The 18,749-nt window shown below is 63.1% G+C and carries 13 protein-coding genes; 2 read left to right on the top strand and 11 right to left on the bottom strand.

Features of this window, described 5'->3' with window-relative positions; genetic code table 11:
• Positions 1 to 88: 88 nt before the first annotated feature.
• The gene (locus T370_RS0113095; protein WP_005028057.1) at positions 89 to 1,456 is read left to right on the top strand and encodes an SLC13 family permease; all 1,368 of its coding nucleotides are present in this window, start codon (positions 89 to 91) and stop codon (positions 1,454 to 1,456) included.
• Positions 1,457 to 1,872: 416 nt separating this feature from the next.
• Here the strand turns inward: T370_RS0113095 and T370_RS0113090 are convergent, their stop codons facing one another.
• The 11 genes from T370_RS0113090 to T370_RS0113035 all read right to left on the bottom strand — a co-directional run bounded on the left by T370_RS0113090 (position 1,873) and on the right by T370_RS0113035 (position 16,759).
• Positions 1,873 to 2,916, bottom strand: coding sequence for a hypothetical protein (locus T370_RS0113090; RefSeq protein ID WP_005028056.1), 1,044 nt, complete (start codon positions 2,914 to 2,916; stop codon positions 1,873 to 1,875).
• 226 nt (positions 2,917 to 3,142) lie between these two features.
• Positions 3,143 to 5,053 (bottom strand): TIGR04326 family surface carbohydrate biosynthesis protein, encoded by a 1,911-nt coding sequence (locus T370_RS0113080; RefSeq protein WP_029435977.1) that lies wholly within the window; start codon positions 5,051 to 5,053, stop codon positions 3,143 to 3,145.
• Positions 5,054 to 5,521: 468 nt separating this feature from the next.
• Complete coding sequence (gene thiL, locus T370_RS0113075) at positions 5,522 to 6,520, bottom strand: thiamine-phosphate kinase (protein ID WP_029435976.1); 999 nt, start codon at positions 6,518 to 6,520, stop codon at positions 5,522 to 5,524.
• Complete coding sequence (locus T370_RS0113070; protein WP_029435975.1) at positions 6,521 to 8,746, bottom strand: ATP-dependent helicase; 2,226 nt, start codon at positions 8,744 to 8,746, stop codon at positions 6,521 to 6,523.
• 547 nt (positions 8,747 to 9,293) lie between these two features.
• Entirely contained in the window at positions 9,294 to 9,938 is a 645-nt protein-coding gene (locus T370_RS0113065) for an HAD family hydrolase (protein ID WP_029435974.1), read from the bottom strand.
• 4 nt (positions 9,939 to 9,942) lie between these two features.
• A complete protein-coding gene (locus tag T370_RS0113060) occupies positions 9,943 to 10,854 on the bottom strand; it encodes a phosphoglycerate dehydrogenase (RefSeq protein ID WP_005028049.1) in 912 nt (303 codons plus the stop codon).
• Positions 10,855 to 10,917: 63 nt separating this feature from the next.
• Complete coding sequence (locus tag T370_RS0113055) at positions 10,918 to 11,487, bottom strand: acyltransferase (protein ID WP_005028047.1); 570 nt, start codon at positions 11,485 to 11,487, stop codon at positions 10,918 to 10,920.
• A gap of 273 nt (positions 11,488 to 11,760) precedes the next feature.
• Positions 11,761 to 12,531, bottom strand: a complete 771-nt coding sequence (gene kdsB, locus T370_RS0113050; RefSeq protein WP_005028046.1) for a 3-deoxy-manno-octulosonate cytidylyltransferase — start codon at positions 12,529 to 12,531, stop codon at positions 11,761 to 11,763.
• A gap of 24 nt (positions 12,532 to 12,555) precedes the next feature.
• Positions 12,556 to 13,473, bottom strand: coding sequence for an NAD-dependent epimerase/dehydratase family protein (locus T370_RS0113045; protein WP_005028045.1), 918 nt, complete (start codon positions 13,471 to 13,473; stop codon positions 12,556 to 12,558).
• Between the two features lie 117 nt (positions 13,474 to 13,590).
• On the bottom strand, positions 13,591 to 14,349 hold the full coding sequence (locus T370_RS0113040) for an HpcH/HpaI aldolase family protein (RefSeq protein ID WP_029435973.1): 759 nt from the start codon (positions 14,347 to 14,349) through the stop codon (positions 13,591 to 13,593).
• 412 nt (positions 14,350 to 14,761) lie between these two features.
• A complete protein-coding gene (locus T370_RS0113035; RefSeq protein ID WP_029435972.1) occupies positions 14,762 to 16,759 on the bottom strand; it encodes a monovalent cation:proton antiporter family protein in 1,998 nt (665 codons plus the stop codon).
• 229 nt (positions 16,760 to 16,988) lie between these two features.
• Here T370_RS0113035 and trkA point away from each other — a divergent pair, with 229 nt between their 5' ends.
• Positions 16,989 to 18,380: a Trk system potassium transporter TrkA gene (gene trkA, locus T370_RS0113030; RefSeq protein WP_005028040.1), complete on the top strand. Its 1,392-nt coding sequence runs from the start codon at positions 16,989 to 16,991 to the stop codon at positions 18,378 to 18,380.
• Positions 18,381 to 18,749: the final 369 nt, after the last annotated feature.

The following is an 18,749-nucleotide window of genomic DNA, read 5'->3' as shown; positions in this document are numbered from 1 at the left end:
GAGAGTTTCCGTCAAAGGCATCACCAGTTTGATGACTTTCATACACTAACTGTTTTTGCTTTTTTGGCAAGCAGGGGAGAAGGTTTGTATGAAACGGTTTATGTGGAGTTTCTTGGCTCTTTTGATTGTTGCGTGTGTGGGCGTGTATCTGGCCGGAGGGTTTGAGTGTTTTGCGGCTTCCCCCGGGACGGCGGGCGCCGCGATCCCCGGTGATCGCACCAAAGCCTATATCACCCTTGGCATCCTCATCGTTGCCGCGCTGCTGTTCGTGACGGAAGCGCTTCCGCTGCCCATCACGGCCATGCTCGTGCCCGTGGGGCTTTCCAGTACGGGTGTTCTGACTTCCAAAGTGGCGTTCAGCTACTTCGGCGACAACACCGTAGTGCTGTTCATGGCCATGTTCATCATCGGCGAATCGACGTTCGTCACCGGTTTTGCCGATAGGGTCGGTCAGATGGCTTTGAAGCTGTCCAAAGGCGATATGAAGAAGCTGTTGCTCTTCTCCATGATCGCTGTCGGCGGCTTGTCCACCGTGCTTTCCAACACCGGTACCACCGCCGTGGCCGTCCCCATGATCATGGGCATGTGCGCCTCCGCCAAGGTTGCGCCGAGCAAGATTTTGATGCCCGTAGCCTTCGCTTCGTCCCTCGGCGGTACCGTGACCCTCGTGGGTACGCCCCCAAACGGCATCATCAACTCCATGCTTGATCAGGTCGGCATCCCGCAGTTCGGGTTCTTTGAATTCGGCAAGTTCGGCCTCATCCTGTTTGCCGTTGGCATGTTGTATTACTGGGCTTTCGGCTACCGCCTGCTTCCCGAGGACAAGGGCGGCGAAGACCATTCCTTCGGTTCCGAACTGAAGGAACGCCGCACCGCGAAGATGCCTTACTCCATGGGGATTTTTGCTTTCGTGGTCATCATGATGGTGACGGGGGCGCTGCCTCTGACGACCGCCGCCGTGCTCGGCGCGTGCCTTGTGGTGGCGACCCGCTGCATGACCATGAAGGAAGCGTTCCACTGCATCGACTGGGTGACCATCTTCCTGTTCGCGGGTATGCTGTCCATGTCCGCCGCGATGCAGAAGTCCGGAGCCGCCGCGCTGGTGGCGAACGCCGTGGTTTCCAACGTGTCCGGGCCGACCATGCTGATGTTCGTGTCCTGCGCGCTCACCATGCTGCTCACCAACTTCATGTCCAACACAGCGACCGCGGCCCTGATGGCCCCGCTGGCCCTTCCCATCGCCGTCGGCGGCGGCATTTCGCCCCTGCCGCTCATGATGGGCATCTGTATGTCCGCTTCCGCCTGCTTCCTGACCCCGATCGCCACGCCTCCGAATACCATCGTGTTGACCCCCGGCCGCTACACCTTCCTTGATTACATGAAGGCGGGCTGGCCGCTTCAGATCATCAGCCTCGCGCTGTGCGTGTTCGTCATCCCGATGATCTGGCCCTTCTAGCCCCAAATCGCGGCGTCCTGTCCCCAACCGGGATGCCGCATCTTCCCTCCCCTCAGACATTCCCCTTCGGCAAAGGCCGCAAGGGGAATGTCCCCCTCCTTCGGGGGGAGGACAACGCCTGTCGCTTGCGTGCGGCGGGCGTTTTGTTTGGGATTCGGAGAAGGGAGGTGAAGGACGCGACGGGGGGCCTATTCGGTGCGGCGTGACGGGCTGAAAAGAGAAGAGCGCTTCCCGTACAGGGAACACGTTGTGGCGGGAGAGCTTTTTTTGAAGGGCTTTTCCGTTGGGGGCTGCGGGCTTCGCGGGGGCCTGTTGCGCCGTGGGAAGGCTTCCGTGATAAAGGCCATCCACGTATGGGGGCCTGTGATTTCCCCGGGTGCTCCGAGGCGCGCTCCGTTTGAGCGCGGGTCGCCCTGTTACTTCTTGAGCCTGTCCTTGACGCGGGTAGGCAGCTCCGAGAGAAGTTCGGCGTGTTCTTCCTGAGGGACAAGCTGCTGGGCGGCCTGTATGCGGGCGTGCTTTTTCTCGTGGAAGTCGTGGAGGCGCTGGATGATGCGGTCGTCGCGACGTCCTTTGAGCCATATCTGGGCGGCGTTGACGATGTTCTGGAAGATGGAGTAGGCGGCCAGCGACACGGATGCGATGGGATCAAGATACTGAAACGTCAGCCACATGGGCAGGATGATATTTTTTTGCGCCAGCGCCTGTCCGCCCGCGATGCGGCGGTGGAAGCGGGAACCGATGGACTTGCCGAGGATGAAGTTGGCGGTGCAGACGGCGATCCCGGTAAGGGCAAGGAAGATTTCGAGCTGGTAGTCCTTTTCGCCTGGCTTGAGGAGCTGTTCAAAGGTGCCGCCCATAAGGATGACGAGCATCCCCGCCCACAGGTAGTAGGCCAGAATGCCCCAGCGCAGCAGCACGGCGTTGACCTTGGGGGCGGCGTATTGGATGAGCCAAGCGGCCAGCAGGGGGAAAAGCATGGTGGGCCCCACGCGCATGAACACGTTGGACATGGTTTCGAGGAAGGGCGTGTCGATCTGCCCCGTGGCGATGAGCGGCAGGACCAGCGGCGCGAGCACGACGATGGCGAGGTTGCTCAGGAAGGCGTAGGCCGCGAGGAAGGCCACGCTGCCGCCGAGCATACCGGTGATGATGGCCGCCGCCGTGGCCGTGGGCGTGAGGGCGGCCATGCATACGCCCTGCGCGATGGCCGGATGCCACGGGAGCGTCAGCGCGTAGAGGCCAAGGCTCATGACGATTTGAAGGCTCATCAGGATGAGGTGCAGAGGATGGAACCGCAGATCGCGCGGCGAGATGTTGCAGAAGGTCAGCAGGAGCATGGAGGCGAGCAGCCACGGCGCAAGCCACGTGAACTGTGAGAAAAAACTGTGCCCCACGGCGCCCACGACGATGGCGATGAGGAGTGTCCATTGTTTGAGCGCGCGCAACAGTTTTTTCATCCCAGACAGCCCCCTCTTTGTGCCCGCTTGGAGAACGCGGGTATGAGATGCCTTCACCATACATAACGGCCTACCCCTTATCAAGGAAGAATCCAGTCTGCTTCATCTTGTTGCATTTAAAAGAAATCTGCGAAACAACCGGAATGTTCCGAAAGGGTACGTTGTCTGGGGCAAACCGTTTTGAGCAAAAAGGAAGGAGGCTCTGAACGCCTCCCTTTTTCATACGCTATAGGCCCAACCGTTCCTTCCATCTCGGAAGTTCGGGATCGAGGGCGAGGTAGTCGGGCGGCAGGTCGGGGGCCTTGGGAGCGGCGAGGGCGGCGGCCACGTCGGAAACCGTGCGGACGTTGACCACGCCGGGGAGGCCCTGCAAGGGGCAGAGGTCCACGTCGTCCTCGGCGGCCTGCACCAGCACGGGCAGCTTGCGGAAAGCGGCCTCCAGCGCCACGGTGGTGGAGTTGGAAGCCCAGACCACGGTGCCCGGCGTGAGGAAGTTCCCGATGGGGCCATCCACGACGCTGGGCGGCTCGGCGCCGCCGTACAGGTTCTTGAGGCGTTCGACTACGGGCAGGTAGGGATGCGGCTTGACGACGACTTCCCAGCCGTCCAGCGTCCCGGCCTTGGCGGAGGCCGCCAGCGTGGCGAGGTGGGCGTCGGTTTCGTCGGCGAAGAAGCTGGTGACGATGAGCAGCCGCGTGGGCTTGGCGGGCGTCTCCGGAGCGGCTTCGGCATCGGGCTTGGGCGCGAGATAAAGATACCGCAGGGCTTCCACCAGCGCGGTGCGGTCCTCCGGCATGTGCCCGGCAAGCAGGGCATCCTGCGCGCCGGTCCCGTTGCACAGCCACAGTTCGGGCATGGCCCGGCGGCAGGCAGGATCGTTGATCATGCGGGGATCGTCGAAATAGCGGAAGTCCGTGGGGCGCACCGTGGAGTGCTGCGCGCCGTAGACCGGCCCGGCGTCCCCGTCGTGCATGGACTGGCAGAGCATACGTTCCCACGGGCAGTTTTCCTGCGGGAAGGTCGTCCACTCCTGCGGCCCGGCCCATTCCGCATAGCGGCGGAAGGCTTCGCGCATGAGGCAGCGTTCCAGCGCCCGCCAGCCTCGGGTGGAATCGCCCCAGTTGTCTTTCAGGACGGGCCAGAGATCCATCTGGGAACCGGGGAAACGGAACAGTTCCCTGACCTGTGGTTCCACGGCCCGGCTGGAGAGCAGGAGCTTGCCGAACCGGACAAGGCTCTTGGCGATGTCGCCGTTGGTGAGGAACTCTTCGAGGAAGTGGAACGAGGCGCCGTCCTGCCCGTTGGCGCGGAAGCGGTCGCGCAGCTTGATCGCGTCGGGGAAGGAGCACTGTGGGGCCGGGAAATAGAGGAAGACCCAGTTCACGCGGTTGGGCTTGCCGTCGGCGGGCTGGAGGGCGTCATGGAGCTTTTCCCAGTAGCGGGAGCGGAACCGCCCGTTCTTGGCGGCGGCCATGTCGATGTTGGGGAAATAGGTCACGATGCTCGCGGGCTTCACGCCTTCGGGCAGGGCGGGCCGGGAAAGCGGCGTGCGCGGCAGGCGGCGGCGTACGATCCACAGCCACGCCGGGAAGCGCACCAGCGCCTTCACCGGGGCGGGCAGGCGGTAGTAACAGGCTTTGAGCTTGGCTTTCAGCCCTTCCGGCTGTGCCGCTTCCGCGCTGCCGATACGGCGCACGGCGAACTCGCGCCCGGTAGCCTTGCAGAAGCGCCCCAGGACGTCTTCCATCCACGGGTCGGCCCCCGCCGCGGCGCACAGTTCCAGCCGGGTGACGCCCTTTTCGTCCAGCAGCAGTTCAAGGGCACGCAGCTTCAGCGCCGGGAACAGGTTATGCGTCACTTTGGGGTGCTTTTCCACCAGCGTGGAGCACCACCACATGGACAGGTTGTCGTCGGCGCGGAGGTGTTCTTCCAGCAGCTTGCCGTTGATCCGGGCGCAGCCCGTTTCGTAGGTCCATGCCGCCAGATCGTCACGGATGGGGAGCAGGCGTTCGTTCAGCTCCACGGGGATGGAAATCTGCCCGTCGGGGACGCTGCCTTTATCCCATACCGCCACCAGTGCCTCGGACGGCGTGCCCTTCGGCAGTTCCGTTTTGTTCAGCAGGATGAGTGTAGCCATAGAAAACCCTTTTGAAAGGAATGGTTGCCATGATTGGGGAAAGGAGGCCTTTCTGGAGAAAGGTTGCTCCTCCCCTTCCCCAAACCTGCCAGTGTGGCTCGCGCCCACCCCCTCATCTCTCAAGGCTTTTCACTGGTGGGGAGGCGGCGCGGCGGTCCGTTTCAAGAACGGCAGTGAACAATGAAAGAAGCTTGTCTTCCAGTTTCGTACAAAGCGGGGCTTGTGTCCACAGGAACAACCGGAGGCATCCCGTGAGGGAGAGCCGTCGGGCGGCTTTTTTTCCGTTTTCCGGTGAGTTCATTTTCCTTTGAAATGTATACTGTTGAGGAACTATGCATCAGGGAATGCTGCGGACAGGGATTCGATAAACACGAAAGTCTTTGGAAAGGGAGGGATGGGGTTTGGGGAAGGGAAAGCTTTTCTTCAGAAAAGTTTTCCCTTCCCCAAGCTCTCTCAAAGTCACTTGCTCTAGCCCGCGAAATGATCAAACCCGCCGGATATGGGGACGCCGTCGACGCGGATCTCGCCGCCTTCGGTGACTTTGCCGAGCATGGTGGTCTCGGCGTTGGCGACCATGACGTGTACGGCAAGCTCGGGCGAACATGTCCCGATGAGCGCGTAGTCCTCGCCGCCGAGGAAGGCGTGCCGCTTGGCCGCGGCGACGGGTTCGGCCTCGTTGCGGGAGCGCATGAAGCGCAGGATTTCAGTATGCGGCATGGGCATGTCGATGTCCGCGCCCATGCCCGGCCCGACCAGTCGGGGCAGATCGCGGGCGAGGCCGTCGGAAAGATCCATGAGCCCAAGCCGCCCGCAGGTGGGATCGCCTTTCCCGCGGCCCCAGTCCGCCGCAAGGCGCGACAGGCGCATACCTTCCTTGAGGCGCGGGGCGGGGCGCAGGTGCGCTTCGCAGGGGATGGGCCACTCGTTGAGGGCGGCGCGGCCCCGCTCCTCAAGCAGCAGCAGACCGGCGCGTGCAAGGCCCGTCCTGCCGATGAGGAAAATAACGTCGCCGGGCTGTGCCTCGCCGCGCAGGAGCGTCTTTTCCGCCTGTCCGAACACAGTCAGGCAGAGGTGGAGCTTGTCGGCGCGGGAGAGGTCGCCGCCGACAAGCGGCACGGAAGCTTGGGCCGCCAGCTCGGCCATGCCCGCGCACAGGCCGTCCACAAGGGCCATATCCGCATCGGGCGGCAGGGACAGGCCCACCGTGAACCCCATCGGCCGCGCCCCGTCGGCGGCGAGATCGCTCAGGTTGACGGCAAGGGCCTTCCAGCCGATATCTTCCGGCGTGAAATAGGAGCGCCGGAAATGCACGTCCTCCATGAACAGATCCGTGCTCACGCACAGCGGCCCGGAAACGCCGAGCACGGCGCAGTCGTCGCCGCGCCCGAGCAGCACGTCCGGCCCTTCGTTGGGGAAATGCGAGGCGATGCGGGCGAGGATGTGATCCTCGGAAACGAGATCGGACATTTATTCCTCCAGAGTCAGAAACGCGCTGAGAATGACCTTGAGCCCGAAGCCGGGGAAGTTGACCCGGCACTTGTCGGGCGGAAGCTGTTCCACGATCTTGCCGCGCCCGAATACCTTATGCCGGCAATAGCCGCACCCCGCGCCGCCCTTGGATGCGGCCCTATTGCCTTTCGCCTCGGGGATGACCGGGGGCGGGAACACGCCTTTGACGCGCCCGGCGTTGGGGTTGGCCAGTTCGCGGGGAATATCCAGAGAAGGCCGTGAAAAGGCGGGATCTCCGGCAAAGGATGTGCTGCGCTTGGAGATGCGGCCCGTGTAGCCCTCCTGCCACTCCTCAAGGGCGCTGAACGGCAGTTCGCGCACGAAGGGGCTCGGCGTCGCGGGCTCATTGCCGCCGTTCTGGCGGCTGTAGAGCGTGGCGGGCACGAACAGTTCCAAATCCTCGCGGGCACGGGTGCAGGCGACGTACATGAGGCGGCGTTCCTCCTCGAAGTCTTCGGGCCGCACCAGCGCGTGGCGCGAGGGGAAACGGTCCTCGACCAGATCGAGCAGGATGACGGCGTCCCATTCCAGCCCTTTTGAGGAGTGGATGGTGGAGAGCACCACCCGGCCCGCCTCATCGAACTCGTCGGCGTCGTCCTCCGGCGTTTCCAGCGACAGATCCGCCACGAACTGTTCGAGATCGGTGTAGGCCGAGGCGATGTGCGCGAGTTCCGAGAGGCCCTGCTGGCGGCGGGGCCAGTCGTCGGGGAATATGGCCTGTAGGCGGGGCGTGTAGTGCTCGATGACCATTTCGATGAGCGCGGCGGGCGTCAGGTTGTGCTCGCGCAGCTTGTCGAGCAGCAGCATGTCGGACCACAGATCCGGGTACTTGGTGCAGGCTTTGCGCAGCGCATCGAAATCGCCCTGCGCGGCGACGTGATAGATTTTTTCGGCGGTTTTGGTCCCCACGCCCTTGGACAGCCCCGCCACACGCTCGAAGGAGGGCATGTCCAGCGGGTTGATCGCCAGCCGCACGAACGCCACCACGTCCTTGACGTGTACGGCTTCCGCATAGCGCAGCCCGCCGTATTTGCGGAACTTGATGCCGCGTTTGGAGAGTGCGACCTCAAGGTGGTAGGACTGGTAGCCCGCGCGGAACAGCACGGCGATTTCCTTCGCCTGATAGCGGTCAAGAAGCTCTTCCACGCGCGCCGCCACCACATTGGCCTGCGTCAGGTCGCTCATGGGGCGGACGAGGCGCACGCGGGGCGTTTTGGGCGTGTTTTCCTTGGTCGTGAACAAGTTTTTGCGGAAACCCTCGGAGGCCGGGGCCAGCACCGCGTTGGCGACGTCGAGCACGGGCTGTGTGGAGCGGTAGTTCTCCTCAAGCCGGATGACCCGCGTTCCGGGGAACAGCTTGGGGAAGTCGAGGATGTTGCGGACGTCCGCGCCCCGGAAGGCGTAGATGGACTGGGCGTCGTCGCCCACGGCCATGACGTTGCCCGCTTCCCCGGCGAGGAGCCGCACCAGCCGGGCCTGAACGCGGTTGGTGTCCTGATACTCGTCTACCATGATGTAGCGGTAGCGTTCCCGGAACCGCTCGGCAAGCCCTTCGCGCCCCGCCTCGGGATCGCCTTTAAGCAGATCCTCAAGCTCGAACAGCAGGTCGTCGTAGTCGAGCAGCCCGTGCTGGCGGCGGTAGCCCCGGTATGCCTCTCCGATGCTTTCCAGCGCATCGGCGTGGGGCAGCAGGTGCTGCGCGTCGCGCTGGAGCACGTCGCCGATGGAAATTTCCTTGTTCCGGGCTTTGCTGAGGAGGCCGATGATGGTCTGCGTCTTGGGGAACGAGCGGTCGCCCTTGCCGACTTTGAGCCGTTCCTTGCACTGCTGGATGGCGGAGGCGCTGTCCGCCGAGTCCATGACGGTGACCGGGCCTTCGGCCCATGCGGGCCTGTACTGGCGCAGCACCGAGAACGCGAAGCTGTGGAACGTGCCGCCGTGGACGCCGCCGATGCTGTAGCCGAGCAGATCCGTGGCCCGGAGCAGCATTTCGCGGCTGGCCTTGCGGGTAAACGTGAGCAGCAGCATGTCGCTTGCCGGGACGCCCTGTTCCGCCAGCCAAGCCAGACGGTGGACGATTGTGCGGGTCTTGCCGCTCCCCGCGCCCGCGATGACCAGAACCGGGCCGTCCGGCGCGGTCACGGCTTCGAGCTGGGCCGGGTTGAGTGTCGAAATGTCTATCACTGGAACTCCGTGGGAAGGGGATGCCTCCGGCTGTCGGGCCGCCGCCCGGACCCATGCCTTCCGGCGGGCCGGGGAAATCGCTTTGCGTGCGATGCCCGTAAGGTTCGCAAGCCCGCCTAACGGCCACGGCTTCGCCGCCCCTTGGAGCAAATTCCCCCGACCCCCTCGGAGCCGCCGCAATGTTCTGGAAACGGTGTTCCGGTTCGGAACATTGCGGCGGCTCCGAGAGAGTCAGGCACCCTCTTCGCCGGGTTGGTTTCGAGAAAAAGTGTTCCCCATAAAAACACAAACGCCCCCAAAACACAAAAGTTTTTGGGGGGGGAACGGATTTTCGCTTTTGGATGCCCCAGCCCCGTCTTGAGGGCTTTCAAGGCCCGATGCGGGAACGCCTGCCTGTATCCACAGGGAAGGCCGGCAACAGGGATTCGATAAAGGCGAAAGTCTTTGAACAGGATGGGGGTGGAGCGAGCCCCTCTGGCAGTTTGGAGGGGGAAGGGAAACGTGGGAGGGCCTTCTTCAGAAAGTTTCCCCTTCCCCCTCCAATCTCTTATTCCTTCCCCGCGAGCTCTTCCAGCCAGCGGTTGAGTCCGGTCAGATCGGAACCGTGGGGGTAGGCGGTATTCTCGAAGAAGGGGCCCCGCCCGTAAAACAGCGTCTCGGCGGCTTCGGCGGCGTCGCTGTCCGTGGTGGCGTCGCCGACCATGACCGCGTCGGCGGGATCGATGCGTTCCTTGCGGACAATGCCCTTGAGCAGTTCCGCCTTGGCGGGGGGCGTCCCGCAGATGCCGGTGAAGTAGCGGGCGAGGCCGCGCTGTTCCAGAACGGACTGGAGCTCTTCCTGCGGCGTGCCGGAGCAGACATACATGGGCACGCGTCCGTGCCAGCATTCGAGGACATCCATGACGCCGGGCACGAGGGGCGCGTTCAGGACGTTGTCCAGCGCGTAGGAAACGAACCGGGCGCAGCAGTTCTCCATTTCCTCAGGCGTGATTTCCCGGTGGAACACTTCGCGGTAGAGCCATGCGAATTTCTCGCGGCGGCTCACCCCGCCGTGCAGGGTATGGTAGAGGAGGAGCCGGTCGCGGGCTTCCGCGCCGAGCGGCTCCGCCACCTGCCCGAACGCTTTGGTCTTGGCGTCCACGGATTCGAGGATGACGCCGTCGCAGTCGAAAACGATGAGCGAAAGGGCCATACGCTTAGGCTCCGGGGAACAGGACGTCGAGCAGGTTTTTGATGGTGTCCGTTTCCATGATGATCCGCGCTTCCTTGGCATAGGAGCCGATGTGCGGGGTCAGGATGACGTTGTCCATCTCCTTGAGCGGGCCGTCGTAGGGCTCCTTGGTGAAGCAGTCGAGGGCCGCGCCCGCCAGATGCCCGGCGGTGAGCAGGCCGAGGAGGGCTTTTTCGTCGATGAGGCCGCCGCGGGCGATGTTCAGGATGATGCTGCCGGGGCGCATCAGGGAGAGGCGGCCAAGATCGAGCAGCGGGGCGCCGTTTTCGGTCTTGGGGCAATGCAGGGTGATGACGTCCGCCCAGCCCATCAGGTCGTCAAGCTCAAGGCGCGTATAGCCGGGGACGTCGGCAAAGGGATCGTGGTAGCCGACGTTCACGCCGAACGGTTCGAGGAGGTGCGCCACGGCTTGGCCGATCTTGCCGAAGCCCACGATGCCCACGTTCTTGCCGTGCAGGAGGTTGCCCATGCGCTTCTTCCAGACGCCGGAGCGCAGTTCGCGGTCCTGATGCGGCACTTGGCGGAGCAGGGTGAGGATGAGACCCAATGTCAACTCCGCGACAGCCAGCGTGGGGCCGTCCGGCGTATTGCGGACTTCAATGCCCTTTTCGGCGGCGTAGGCGCGGTCCACGTTGTCCATGCCCGTGCCGCAGCGCGATATGACCTTGAGGTCGGGCAGGGCGTCCATGACCTTTTTGGTGAGCGGTTCGGTTCCGGCGGCGACCCCGTGGCAGCCTTCCAGTATCTGGATGGCCTCCTCTTCCGTCAGGGCGCGGCCCTTATCGTTCATGACGTATTCGACGCCCGCCTGTTCGAGCAGCTTCAGCGGCTCGTCGCTGTATCGGGCGAAAGAAGATGTGGTGATGGCGATTTTCATGGCGAAACATCCTTTTGGCTGGATGGGAAACGCCGTTCCGGCGTGCGGGGCGACGTTGGGCAATCAATCCTTGCGACGGCTGCCGATGACGCGCGCGGGAACGCCGCCCACGATGGCGTAAGGCTCCACGTCGCGCGTGACCACAGCGCCCGCCCCGACCACGGCCCCGTGCCCGATGCGGGTTCCGGGGGTGATGGTGCAGTTCGCCGCGATCCAGACGTCATCCTCGATGACGATTTCTCCGTACAGGTGACCCTGTAGCATGATAGGCTTTTCAAGGCTATCAAAACAATGGTTGGCGGCGCGCAAAACGGTTCCGGGGCCGATGGCCACCTGTTTGCCGATGCGGATAAGCCCGCCCGAGGCGTCCACGGTCACGCCGGGGCTCAAGGCCGCGTCCTCGCCCATGTCCAGCGTCCCGCCCTCGGCATAGAGCTGGCAGCCCCTGCCGATGCGCACGCCGTCCGCGAGGCTCATGTTTTTGCAGCCCTGCATGGCGATGCCTGTGCCGAACCGGGCCCTGCCGCAGCGTTTGAACAGAGGGCGCCACAAGAGCAGGCGCGCGCCCATTCCCGCGGCCGTCGGAATCCACGCCAGTGCGGCGATGCAGAGTTCTTCGAGGAAGTGTTTCATGGTGATATGCCTCCGGCGGGCTTGTACCCGCAAGGGGGGCAGCGCCCCCTTGACCCGGCTATGGGTGGATGATGAATGGGGGCGCGCAGCGGCGTCCCCCGGAGGGTTCTGAAAAGGCGGGCTGGTGTGAATAAAAAGGGGGAAAGCCGCCGCGCGGCCTCCCCACCAGTCGAAACGTTTGGGAGGATGAGGGGAGGGCGGTGGAGGGGAACAGGATACTTTTTCAAAGGGCCCCTTCTCTCCTCCCCCGGTTCCTTCTTCCTCAACTTCCCGTTACTTCGTGTAGCTGATACGCAGGGCGTCGTCCCTCATCATTTCGCGGACGCGTTCGAGGTCCTCCTGCGTGTCGACGCTGAGGGTCCGCTTGTCGGTGGGGACCATGCGGACCTTTTCGCCGTGTTCGAGAATGCGCATCATGTCGACGGATTCGATGATTTCCAGCGGGCACTCGTCCATTGCGTTGAATTTGAGCAGATAGTCGCGGCGGAAGGGGATGATGCAGACCTGTTTGTGCATGGGCACGTGAGGGGTTCCCTTGCGGCGGGACGGGATGGGCTCGCGGGAGAAGTAGAGGGCGTCGCCGTTCAGGTCGGTCACAACCTTCACTTCGTTGGGATCTTCAAATTCTTCCTCGGTGGCGAGGTCGGCCATGAGGTTCACGACGTTGATGGACGGATCCTTGAGCATGGGTTCGACGGCGGCGTCGATCATGTCGGGGGTGATCATGGGTTCGTCACCCTGCACCATGACCACGATGTCGGCGCGTTGCCCGGTCATTTCCTCAATCTTGAGCATGGCTTCGGCGGTACGGGTCGTGCAGCGGACATGGGTGTCGGCGGTCATTACGGCTTTGAGCCCGGCGGAGGCGGCGTAGTCCATCACGACCTGATCGCAGGTGGCGATCCATGTGGAGGACAGTTCTTTGCACATGGCGGTACGGATGGTCACATGGCCGACCATCGGGATGCCGTGGATGTCGGCAAGGGGTTTTCCGGGAAAGCGGCTGGAACCCATGCGGGCGGGGATAATGGCGATGATATTCATGAGGCGTCTCCTGAGCGGTGTCGGTTAGTCGGCTTTGTCCACCATCAGGTACCCGCCGAGCTCCTTGAGGTCCGGGTGCAGTTCCTGATGGATTTCTTCCATGACCTTGAGCACGCCCTGTCCGAGTTCGGTGGACAGGTGCGGGGTCATTTTGCGGCCCACCTTGGGCATGAAGGCGTACGGCGTGATCTGGTAGTGCCCGCTGTTGGGGTCGTGCTGGTACTTGATTTCAATGGGCTTGCCGAGCATTTCCTCGATCATGCGGAACAGGTCGCCCACCTGCATGGGCTGGTTGCCGGTGAGCACGATGTTCTGGTTGGCGTATTCCGGGCCGAGGATCTCCACCGTGCTGAGGGCGGCGTCCTCGACGTGGATGTACTCGCGCAGGGCCGTGGGTGCGCCGTAATAGGTGATCGTGCCCTTTTCCAGCGCTTCGGCCACGAAACGGTTGATCGCGTTGCGGCGGTCGGCGCGGGGGCCGTAGAGCGAACCGTAGCGCAGGATCGTGTATTCGAGGCCGAACATATCGTGATAATTTTCGATATACAGTTCGCACGCCTGTTTGCTGCACCGGTAGAAGCCGCCGGACTTGCCGTACACGTAGAGCGTGCTGGCGAAGACGTAGCGCTTGACCCCGGCCTTGCGGCAGGCTTCGAGCAGGATGACGTTGCCGAGGACGTTGATGCGGGCGGTTTCCACGGGCTTCTGGTTGGATTCGCCGATGTCGGCGAGGCCCGCGAAGTCGAACACGGCGTCCGCGCCGCTCACGACGGTATTGACCAGATCCTCGTCCAGCAGGCTCCCCGTGACCATCTTCTGATCCGGGCGCAGGTAGGGGGAGGGGCGCAGGTCGACGATGGTGACGTCATGGCCCGCATCGGAAAGCTTGTCGCATACGTGCGATCCCAAAAAGCCGGAACCGCCGAAGAAAACGATTTTCATGCACATTTCCTTGTCTATTCCCCGTCCCAAAACCGAAAAGTTTAGGAGGGAAGGGGTGGGGTCTGGGGCGGGGAAGGGAAGCCCTTTTCAAAGGGTTCCCTTCCCCGCCCCAGTTTTTTAGCGTTTCGGGCAGGCGCAGCCGTGGAGGAGGAACACCGCGTCGATGCCGTAGGCGATGAACCGGTAGCCGTCGGCGATGCACTTGGCGAGGCGTTCGGGCTCGGGCTGCACGACGTGGTTGCCCATGGGCATGTTGTGGCGCTTGCAGGCTTCGTTGATGCGGGCCATCACGGCGACGAAATCGGGGTGATCGAACTGCCCGGTGAGGCCCATCGAGCCGGAAAGGTCATACGGGCCGACCATGATCGCGTCGAGGCGGGGGTGGGACAGTATGGCGTCGAGCTGTTCCACGGCGCGGATATGCTCGATCTGCGCGACGAGGAGGATATCCTTCGCCACGTCCACGCGGTAGGGATCGAAATCCCTGCCGTACATGTTGGCGCGGGAGTAGCCCACGCCCCGGCTGCCGCCCGCGTCGGGGTACAGGGAGAGGCTGATCGCCCGGTCGAGCTGCTCGCGGGATTCGATCATGGGGAAGACGAGCCCCTGCGCGCCGGAGTCCAGCGCGTCCTTGATGGGCCGCAGTTCAGCCTGCGCGATGCGCGCGAAAGGCGTGGAGCCGCCCCGTTCGATGGCGCGGAACACGTCCGGCAGGATGGCCCGCGTGAACGCGCCGTGTTCCATGTCCACAGCCACCCAGTCGTAACCGGATGCGCCCATCACTTCCGCAACGTCCGCCGAAGGGAACTGGAGCCACGTACCGATCGTGGCGTTGCCCCCGCGCATCATAGCCCGTATTTCCTGTGCCGTTTTCATCAAATATCCCTCTATGTTTTGGGGCCGCTCGCCTTTCTGGGGAGATGCCCGACAGCCGGCCTTGCCGGTGGAATGCTTTACAACGTCCCGGCTCCGGCCCGCAGGCCGCCGCCAGCCTGCAACTATAAACCCGCCCGTTTCCGCACGCAAGCTCTGGAGCTGTGGGGGGAGGTGAAGATTGGGGAGGGGAAAGGGAAACTTTCTGAAGAAGGGGGGAGCACCCCCACGTTTCCCCTCCCCAACCCCCACCCCTTTCCTTCAAAGACTTTCGTAAACGGGGCGGGCCGCGGTAGCGGCGGCTTGGCGGCCCGGGCCTTGTTGGAAGTTTCCCGGAGTCACCGTTCTCGGGGATACCGTATTTTTTGCTGCAACGTGTCTGGATTTTTTGAGTTGCTGCGGAGGAATGCTGTCCCTACAAATCTTCGGCCCTCTCCGGCTCGGGATTGGTGCGGAAGAAGGGCATGACGGTCGTGAGGGAGGCGGGGGAGGCGAAGAGGAATACCGTATCGTCGCCGTGGAGGAAGGCGTCCCCTCCGGGCGACGGGATGATCTGCCCGGCGTGGCGGATGCCGACGACGGTGACGCCGTATTTCTTGCGGAGCGAGGTATCCATCAGGCGCTTGCCGTCGAGGGCGCAGCCGGGTTCGACCTTGCAGGCCACCACTTCAAGGCCGGTGAGGACCTCATCAGCGAGTGAGGGCAGATCCATGCCGGTCATGCGGAGCTGACGGGCCATGTTGTAGTATTCGTGCCGGATGCTGTTCACGAACCGTTCGATGGTCTGGCGCGGGACGAGATAGTGCCCGAGCACGCGGGAGAAGATTTCGATGGACGTTTCGAAATCCTCGGGGATGACGTCGTTGGCACCAAGCCGCCGGAGGGCGTCCACTTCGCCGAGGAAGCGGGTACGTACCACGATGTGTACTTTGGGGTTGAGCTTGCGGGCCACGGCGGTGATGGCCCGGACGGCGGAGGGGTCGGAAATCACGACGGCGATGACGCGCGCGCTCTGGATGCCGAAGTGTTCCAGCACGAGGGGCTTGGAGGCGTCGCCGCCGTGGATGGGTTCCTTGCCGCCGTAGCGCGACACTGTATCGGGATTCATTTCAAGGATGACGTAGGGGATGCCCGCCTCGCGCGCCGTGCGGGCCAGATGCTTGCCGCCCACGCCGAACCCTACGATGATCAAATGATCCTTGAGGGATTCGTCCCTTTGGGCGGCGGCTTCCTCATCGACGGGCATGTGCATGTGGCGGCTCACGAAGGAGGCGACCTTGGGCGCGATTTCCATGACCGTGGGGGTCAGCATCATGGTCACGATGCTCGCCGCGAGGAACATCTGGTACCCGTCGTTGTCCATGAGGCCGCTGTTCACGGCGGAACGGGCCAGCACGAAGGAGAATTCCCCGATCTGCGCGAGGCTCATGGCGGCGAGGATGGAGACGCGCAGGGGGTACCCCACCAGCAGCATGGGCGGCAGGGACAGGATGGATTTCAGGAAGATGAGCAGGGCCGCGAAGAGGAACACTTTGTCCAGATGGTGTACGAGGAAGCCCACGTCGAGCAGCATACCCACGGAGATGAAGAACAGGCTGGTGAAGACGTCCTTGAAGGGGAGGATGCCTTCGAGGACGTTGAGGCTGTATTCCGATCCGGAGAGCAGGAGCCCGGCGAGGAACGCGCCGAGGGCGAGGGAGAGGCCGAGCGAGGCCGTGCCGAGGGCGATGGCGAAGCACAGGCCAAGCACGGTCATGAGCATGAGCTCCTTGCTCCGGGTACGGAGCACGAGCTGCATGATGCGGGGGACCACATGGCGGGCGAGGACCCAGCCTCCTACGAGGATCACCAGCGTCCGCCCGGCGGAGACGAGCATCCCCCCGAGGTCCGTGTCCCCCTGCCCGGCGAGGATCGGGATGGCGAGCATCATGGGGACGACGGCGATGTCCTGAAAGATGAGCACGGAAAAGTCGAGCCTGCCCTGCGGGGATTCGGACTGCGCCTTCTGCTGGAGGCGGCTGAGCACGATGGCGGTGGAGGACAGGGAGGCGAGGAAGCCGTACATCATGCTTTGCTGCCACGTCTGGCCCGTGAGCACGCCGAGGCACATGAACGCGCCGACGGTCAGCACCACCTGCGCCGTGCCGCCGACGAACACGGGGCGTTTCAGGCGCATGAGTTCTTCGCCGGACATTTCAAGGCCGATGGAGAACAGCAGCAGGACCACGCCGATCTCCGCCAGCAGTTCGACCGCGTGGGGGTTCTGGACGAGCCCCAGGGCCGTGGGGCCGCACAGGACGCCGGTCAGCAGGAACCCCACGATGGGCGGGATTTTGACCTGGTGGCAGACGAGCAGGACGCCGATGGAAAGGCAGAAAATGGCGACGATGTCCGGAAGAAGAGGGATGTCCATAGCGGTGGAGGCTCCATAAAAGCAGAAAGGATGAATAGTACATTCTTTTAAAATGGCTGCGTTGAGAAGGCAAGCGTAAAGGTCGGGTTGGCGAGTGCTCATGCGGGTTGCGGGCGCTTTTTCTAGTTTTCCCCCCGGATGTTTTACGCTACACTGCGGTAGTCTGAATCCTTGCGATGAACTGTTGTTTCAGAGCAAAATCCATCCTATAGGCGTTGTTGGAGGCTTTATGCTGTTTCGTCGTGCTCCCCAGAAGGTTGAAGAACTCAAGATCGTCATCGTGGGAGCGGGGGAAGTGGGGTTCCACATTGCGCAACGCCTGTCCGAAGAGCAGAAGCAGGTTGTGGTTATTGACCAGAACCCGGACAAGCTCCGCAGGATAGAAGACAACATGGACGTGCAGACCGTGCTCGGGTCCGGCTCCATCCCATCGGTTCTCAAGAATGCGGGGGCGGGCGACGCCGCTATTTTTCTGGCCGTGACCGACAGCGACGAAACCAATATCGTCGCCTGCCTGTTCGCCAACACCATCGCCCCGAAAGCCATGAAACTGGCACGGATACGCACGGAAGAGTACACCGCCTATCCCCAGCTGCTCGGCAGCGGGTCCCTGCAAATCAGTATGCTCATCAACCCGGAGCAGGAGATCGTCCGCTCCATCGAGCGCCTTCTCACGCTGCCCGGAGCGGTGGAGTACGGCCAGCTCGCCGACGGGTTCATCCGTATGGTCGGGATGCGCGTGGAGAGCGGCCCGCTCATTGAGCAGCCGCTGACCCGTTTCCGGGAGATCGTGCAGGACGACGGCATCATGGTCGGGGCCATCGCCCGTGGCCAGAAGCTCATCGTCCCTTCCGGCTCCGACGTCATCAAGGCGGGGGACACCGTCTATTTCGCCTACAAGCCCACCAGCCAGCGGGCACTGCTGCGGGCGCTGCACAAGACGCGGGGCAGCCTCGGCACGGCCTGCATCGTGGGCGGCGGGAACATCGGCCTGCGTCTGGCGCGGCTCCTTGAGAACAAGGGCGTGGACACCAAGCTTATCGACATCAGCGAGGAGCGCTGCGAACAGCTGGCGGACCAGCTGCAGGGTACGCTGGTCCTGCACGGCGACGGCACGGACAAGTCCCTCCTGCAGGAAGAGCATATTGATCAGATGGACGCCTTCATCGCGGTGACGGGCGACGAGGAATCGAACATCCTGTCCTGCCTGCTGGCGAAATCCCTCGGCGTGAAGGAAACCGTGGCCCGCGTGAACAAGGCCGCCTACCTCCCCCTCGTGGAAGCCATCGGCATCGCGCACAGCGTGAGCCCCCGCTTGTCCGCCGTGAACAGTATTTTGCAGTATATCCGGCAAGGGAAGGTGCTTTCCAGCGTCTCCGTGGGCGGCGACGCCGCTGAAATGCTCGAGGCTCTGGTGGATGAGGAATCCCTTGTCGCCGGGAAGCGTGTGCATGAGCTTGGCCTGCCCAAGGGGATACTTCTGCTCGGGGTCATCCGGGGCGGCGAGGCGTTCATCCCTTCCGGCCAGACCGTCATCCAGCCGCAGGATCGCATTGTTCTGCTCAGCCTCCGCGAGAAGATGAGCAAGCTTGAGGGCATCGTTTCGAAAAAGAAGGAATGACGCCTTGCCGGTGAAGGGCACACCGCTCCAAGTCCCCCCATGCCTGTTTTTTATCAGCGGTTGCAGTCCGTTTAAGGTAGCTTCGGGACGCGCTCTTGCGTCTGCCGTAAGGAACACGTATTGCGGGCAGGGTTTTTCAGCGCATCAGGGCCGGCAGTCTTCAGCCTATGCCCGTTCCATCCGGGCTCGTCACTGGGCTCCACGGGTGTCCGCCGGATATCCTGAATGTTTTGAATCCATTTCAAAAAAAGCTTCCCCATTTCCGGCGAAGGCTGGAAACAGGGATTCGATAAGGTCAAAAGTCTTTGAAGGGGATAGGGAGGGGTTTGGGGAGGGGAAGGGGCGCCTTTCTCGAGAAAGGCGCCCCTT

Source organism: Bilophila wadsworthia ATCC 49260 (assembly GCF_000701705.1).
GTDB classification, from domain to species: Bacteria; Desulfobacterota; Desulfovibrionia; order Desulfovibrionales; family Desulfovibrionaceae; genus Bilophila; species Bilophila wadsworthia.
The sequence above is the reverse complement of the archived record's forward strand: the minus strand, read 5'-3'. Positions and strand labels throughout refer to the sequence as shown.

What these genes read in the sequence shown, in the direction of transcription:
- T370_RS0113045 (WP_005028045.1), bottom strand. Translation starts at nt 13,473, where the DNA reads ATGAAAATCGTTTTCTTCGGCGGTTCCGGCTTTTTGGGATCGCACGTA.
- trkA (WP_005028040.1), top strand. Translation starts at nt 16,989, where the DNA reads ATGCTGTTTCGTCGTGCTCCCCAGAAGGTTGAAGAACTCAAGATCGTC.
- T370_RS0113035 (WP_029435972.1), bottom strand. Translation starts at nt 16,759, where the DNA reads ATGGACATCCCTCTTCTTCCGGACATCGTCGCCATTTTCTGCCTTTCC.
- T370_RS0113090 (WP_005028056.1), bottom strand. Translation starts at nt 2,916, where the DNA reads ATGAAAAAACTGTTGCGCGCGCTCAAACAATGGACACTCCTCATCGCC.
- kdsB (WP_005028046.1), bottom strand. Translation starts at nt 12,531, where the DNA reads ATGAATATCATCGCCATTATCCCCGCCCGCATGGGTTCCAGCCGCTTT.
- T370_RS0113080 (WP_029435977.1), bottom strand. Translation starts at nt 5,053, where the DNA reads ATGGCTACACTCATCCTGCTGAACAAAACGGAACTGCCGAAGGGCACG.
- T370_RS0113060 (WP_005028049.1), bottom strand. Translation starts at nt 10,854, where the DNA reads ATGAAAATCGCCATCACCACATCTTCTTTCGCCCGATACAGCGACGAG.
- thiL (WP_029435976.1), bottom strand. Translation starts at nt 6,520, where the DNA reads ATGTCCGATCTCGTTTCCGAGGATCACATCCTCGCCCGCATCGCCTCG.
- T370_RS0113040 (WP_029435973.1), bottom strand. Translation starts at nt 14,349, where the DNA reads ATGAAAACGGCACAGGAAATACGGGCTATGATGCGCGGGGGCAACGCC.
- T370_RS0113065 (WP_029435974.1), bottom strand. Translation starts at nt 9,938, where the DNA reads ATGGCCCTTTCGCTCATCGTTTTCGACTGCGACGGCGTCATCCTCGAA.
- T370_RS0113055 (WP_005028047.1), bottom strand. Translation starts at nt 11,487, where the DNA reads ATGAAACACTTCCTCGAAGAACTCTGCATCGCCGCACTGGCGTGGATT.
- T370_RS0113095 (WP_005028057.1), top strand. Translation starts at nt 89, where the DNA reads ATGAAACGGTTTATGTGGAGTTTCTTGGCTCTTTTGATTGTTGCGTGT.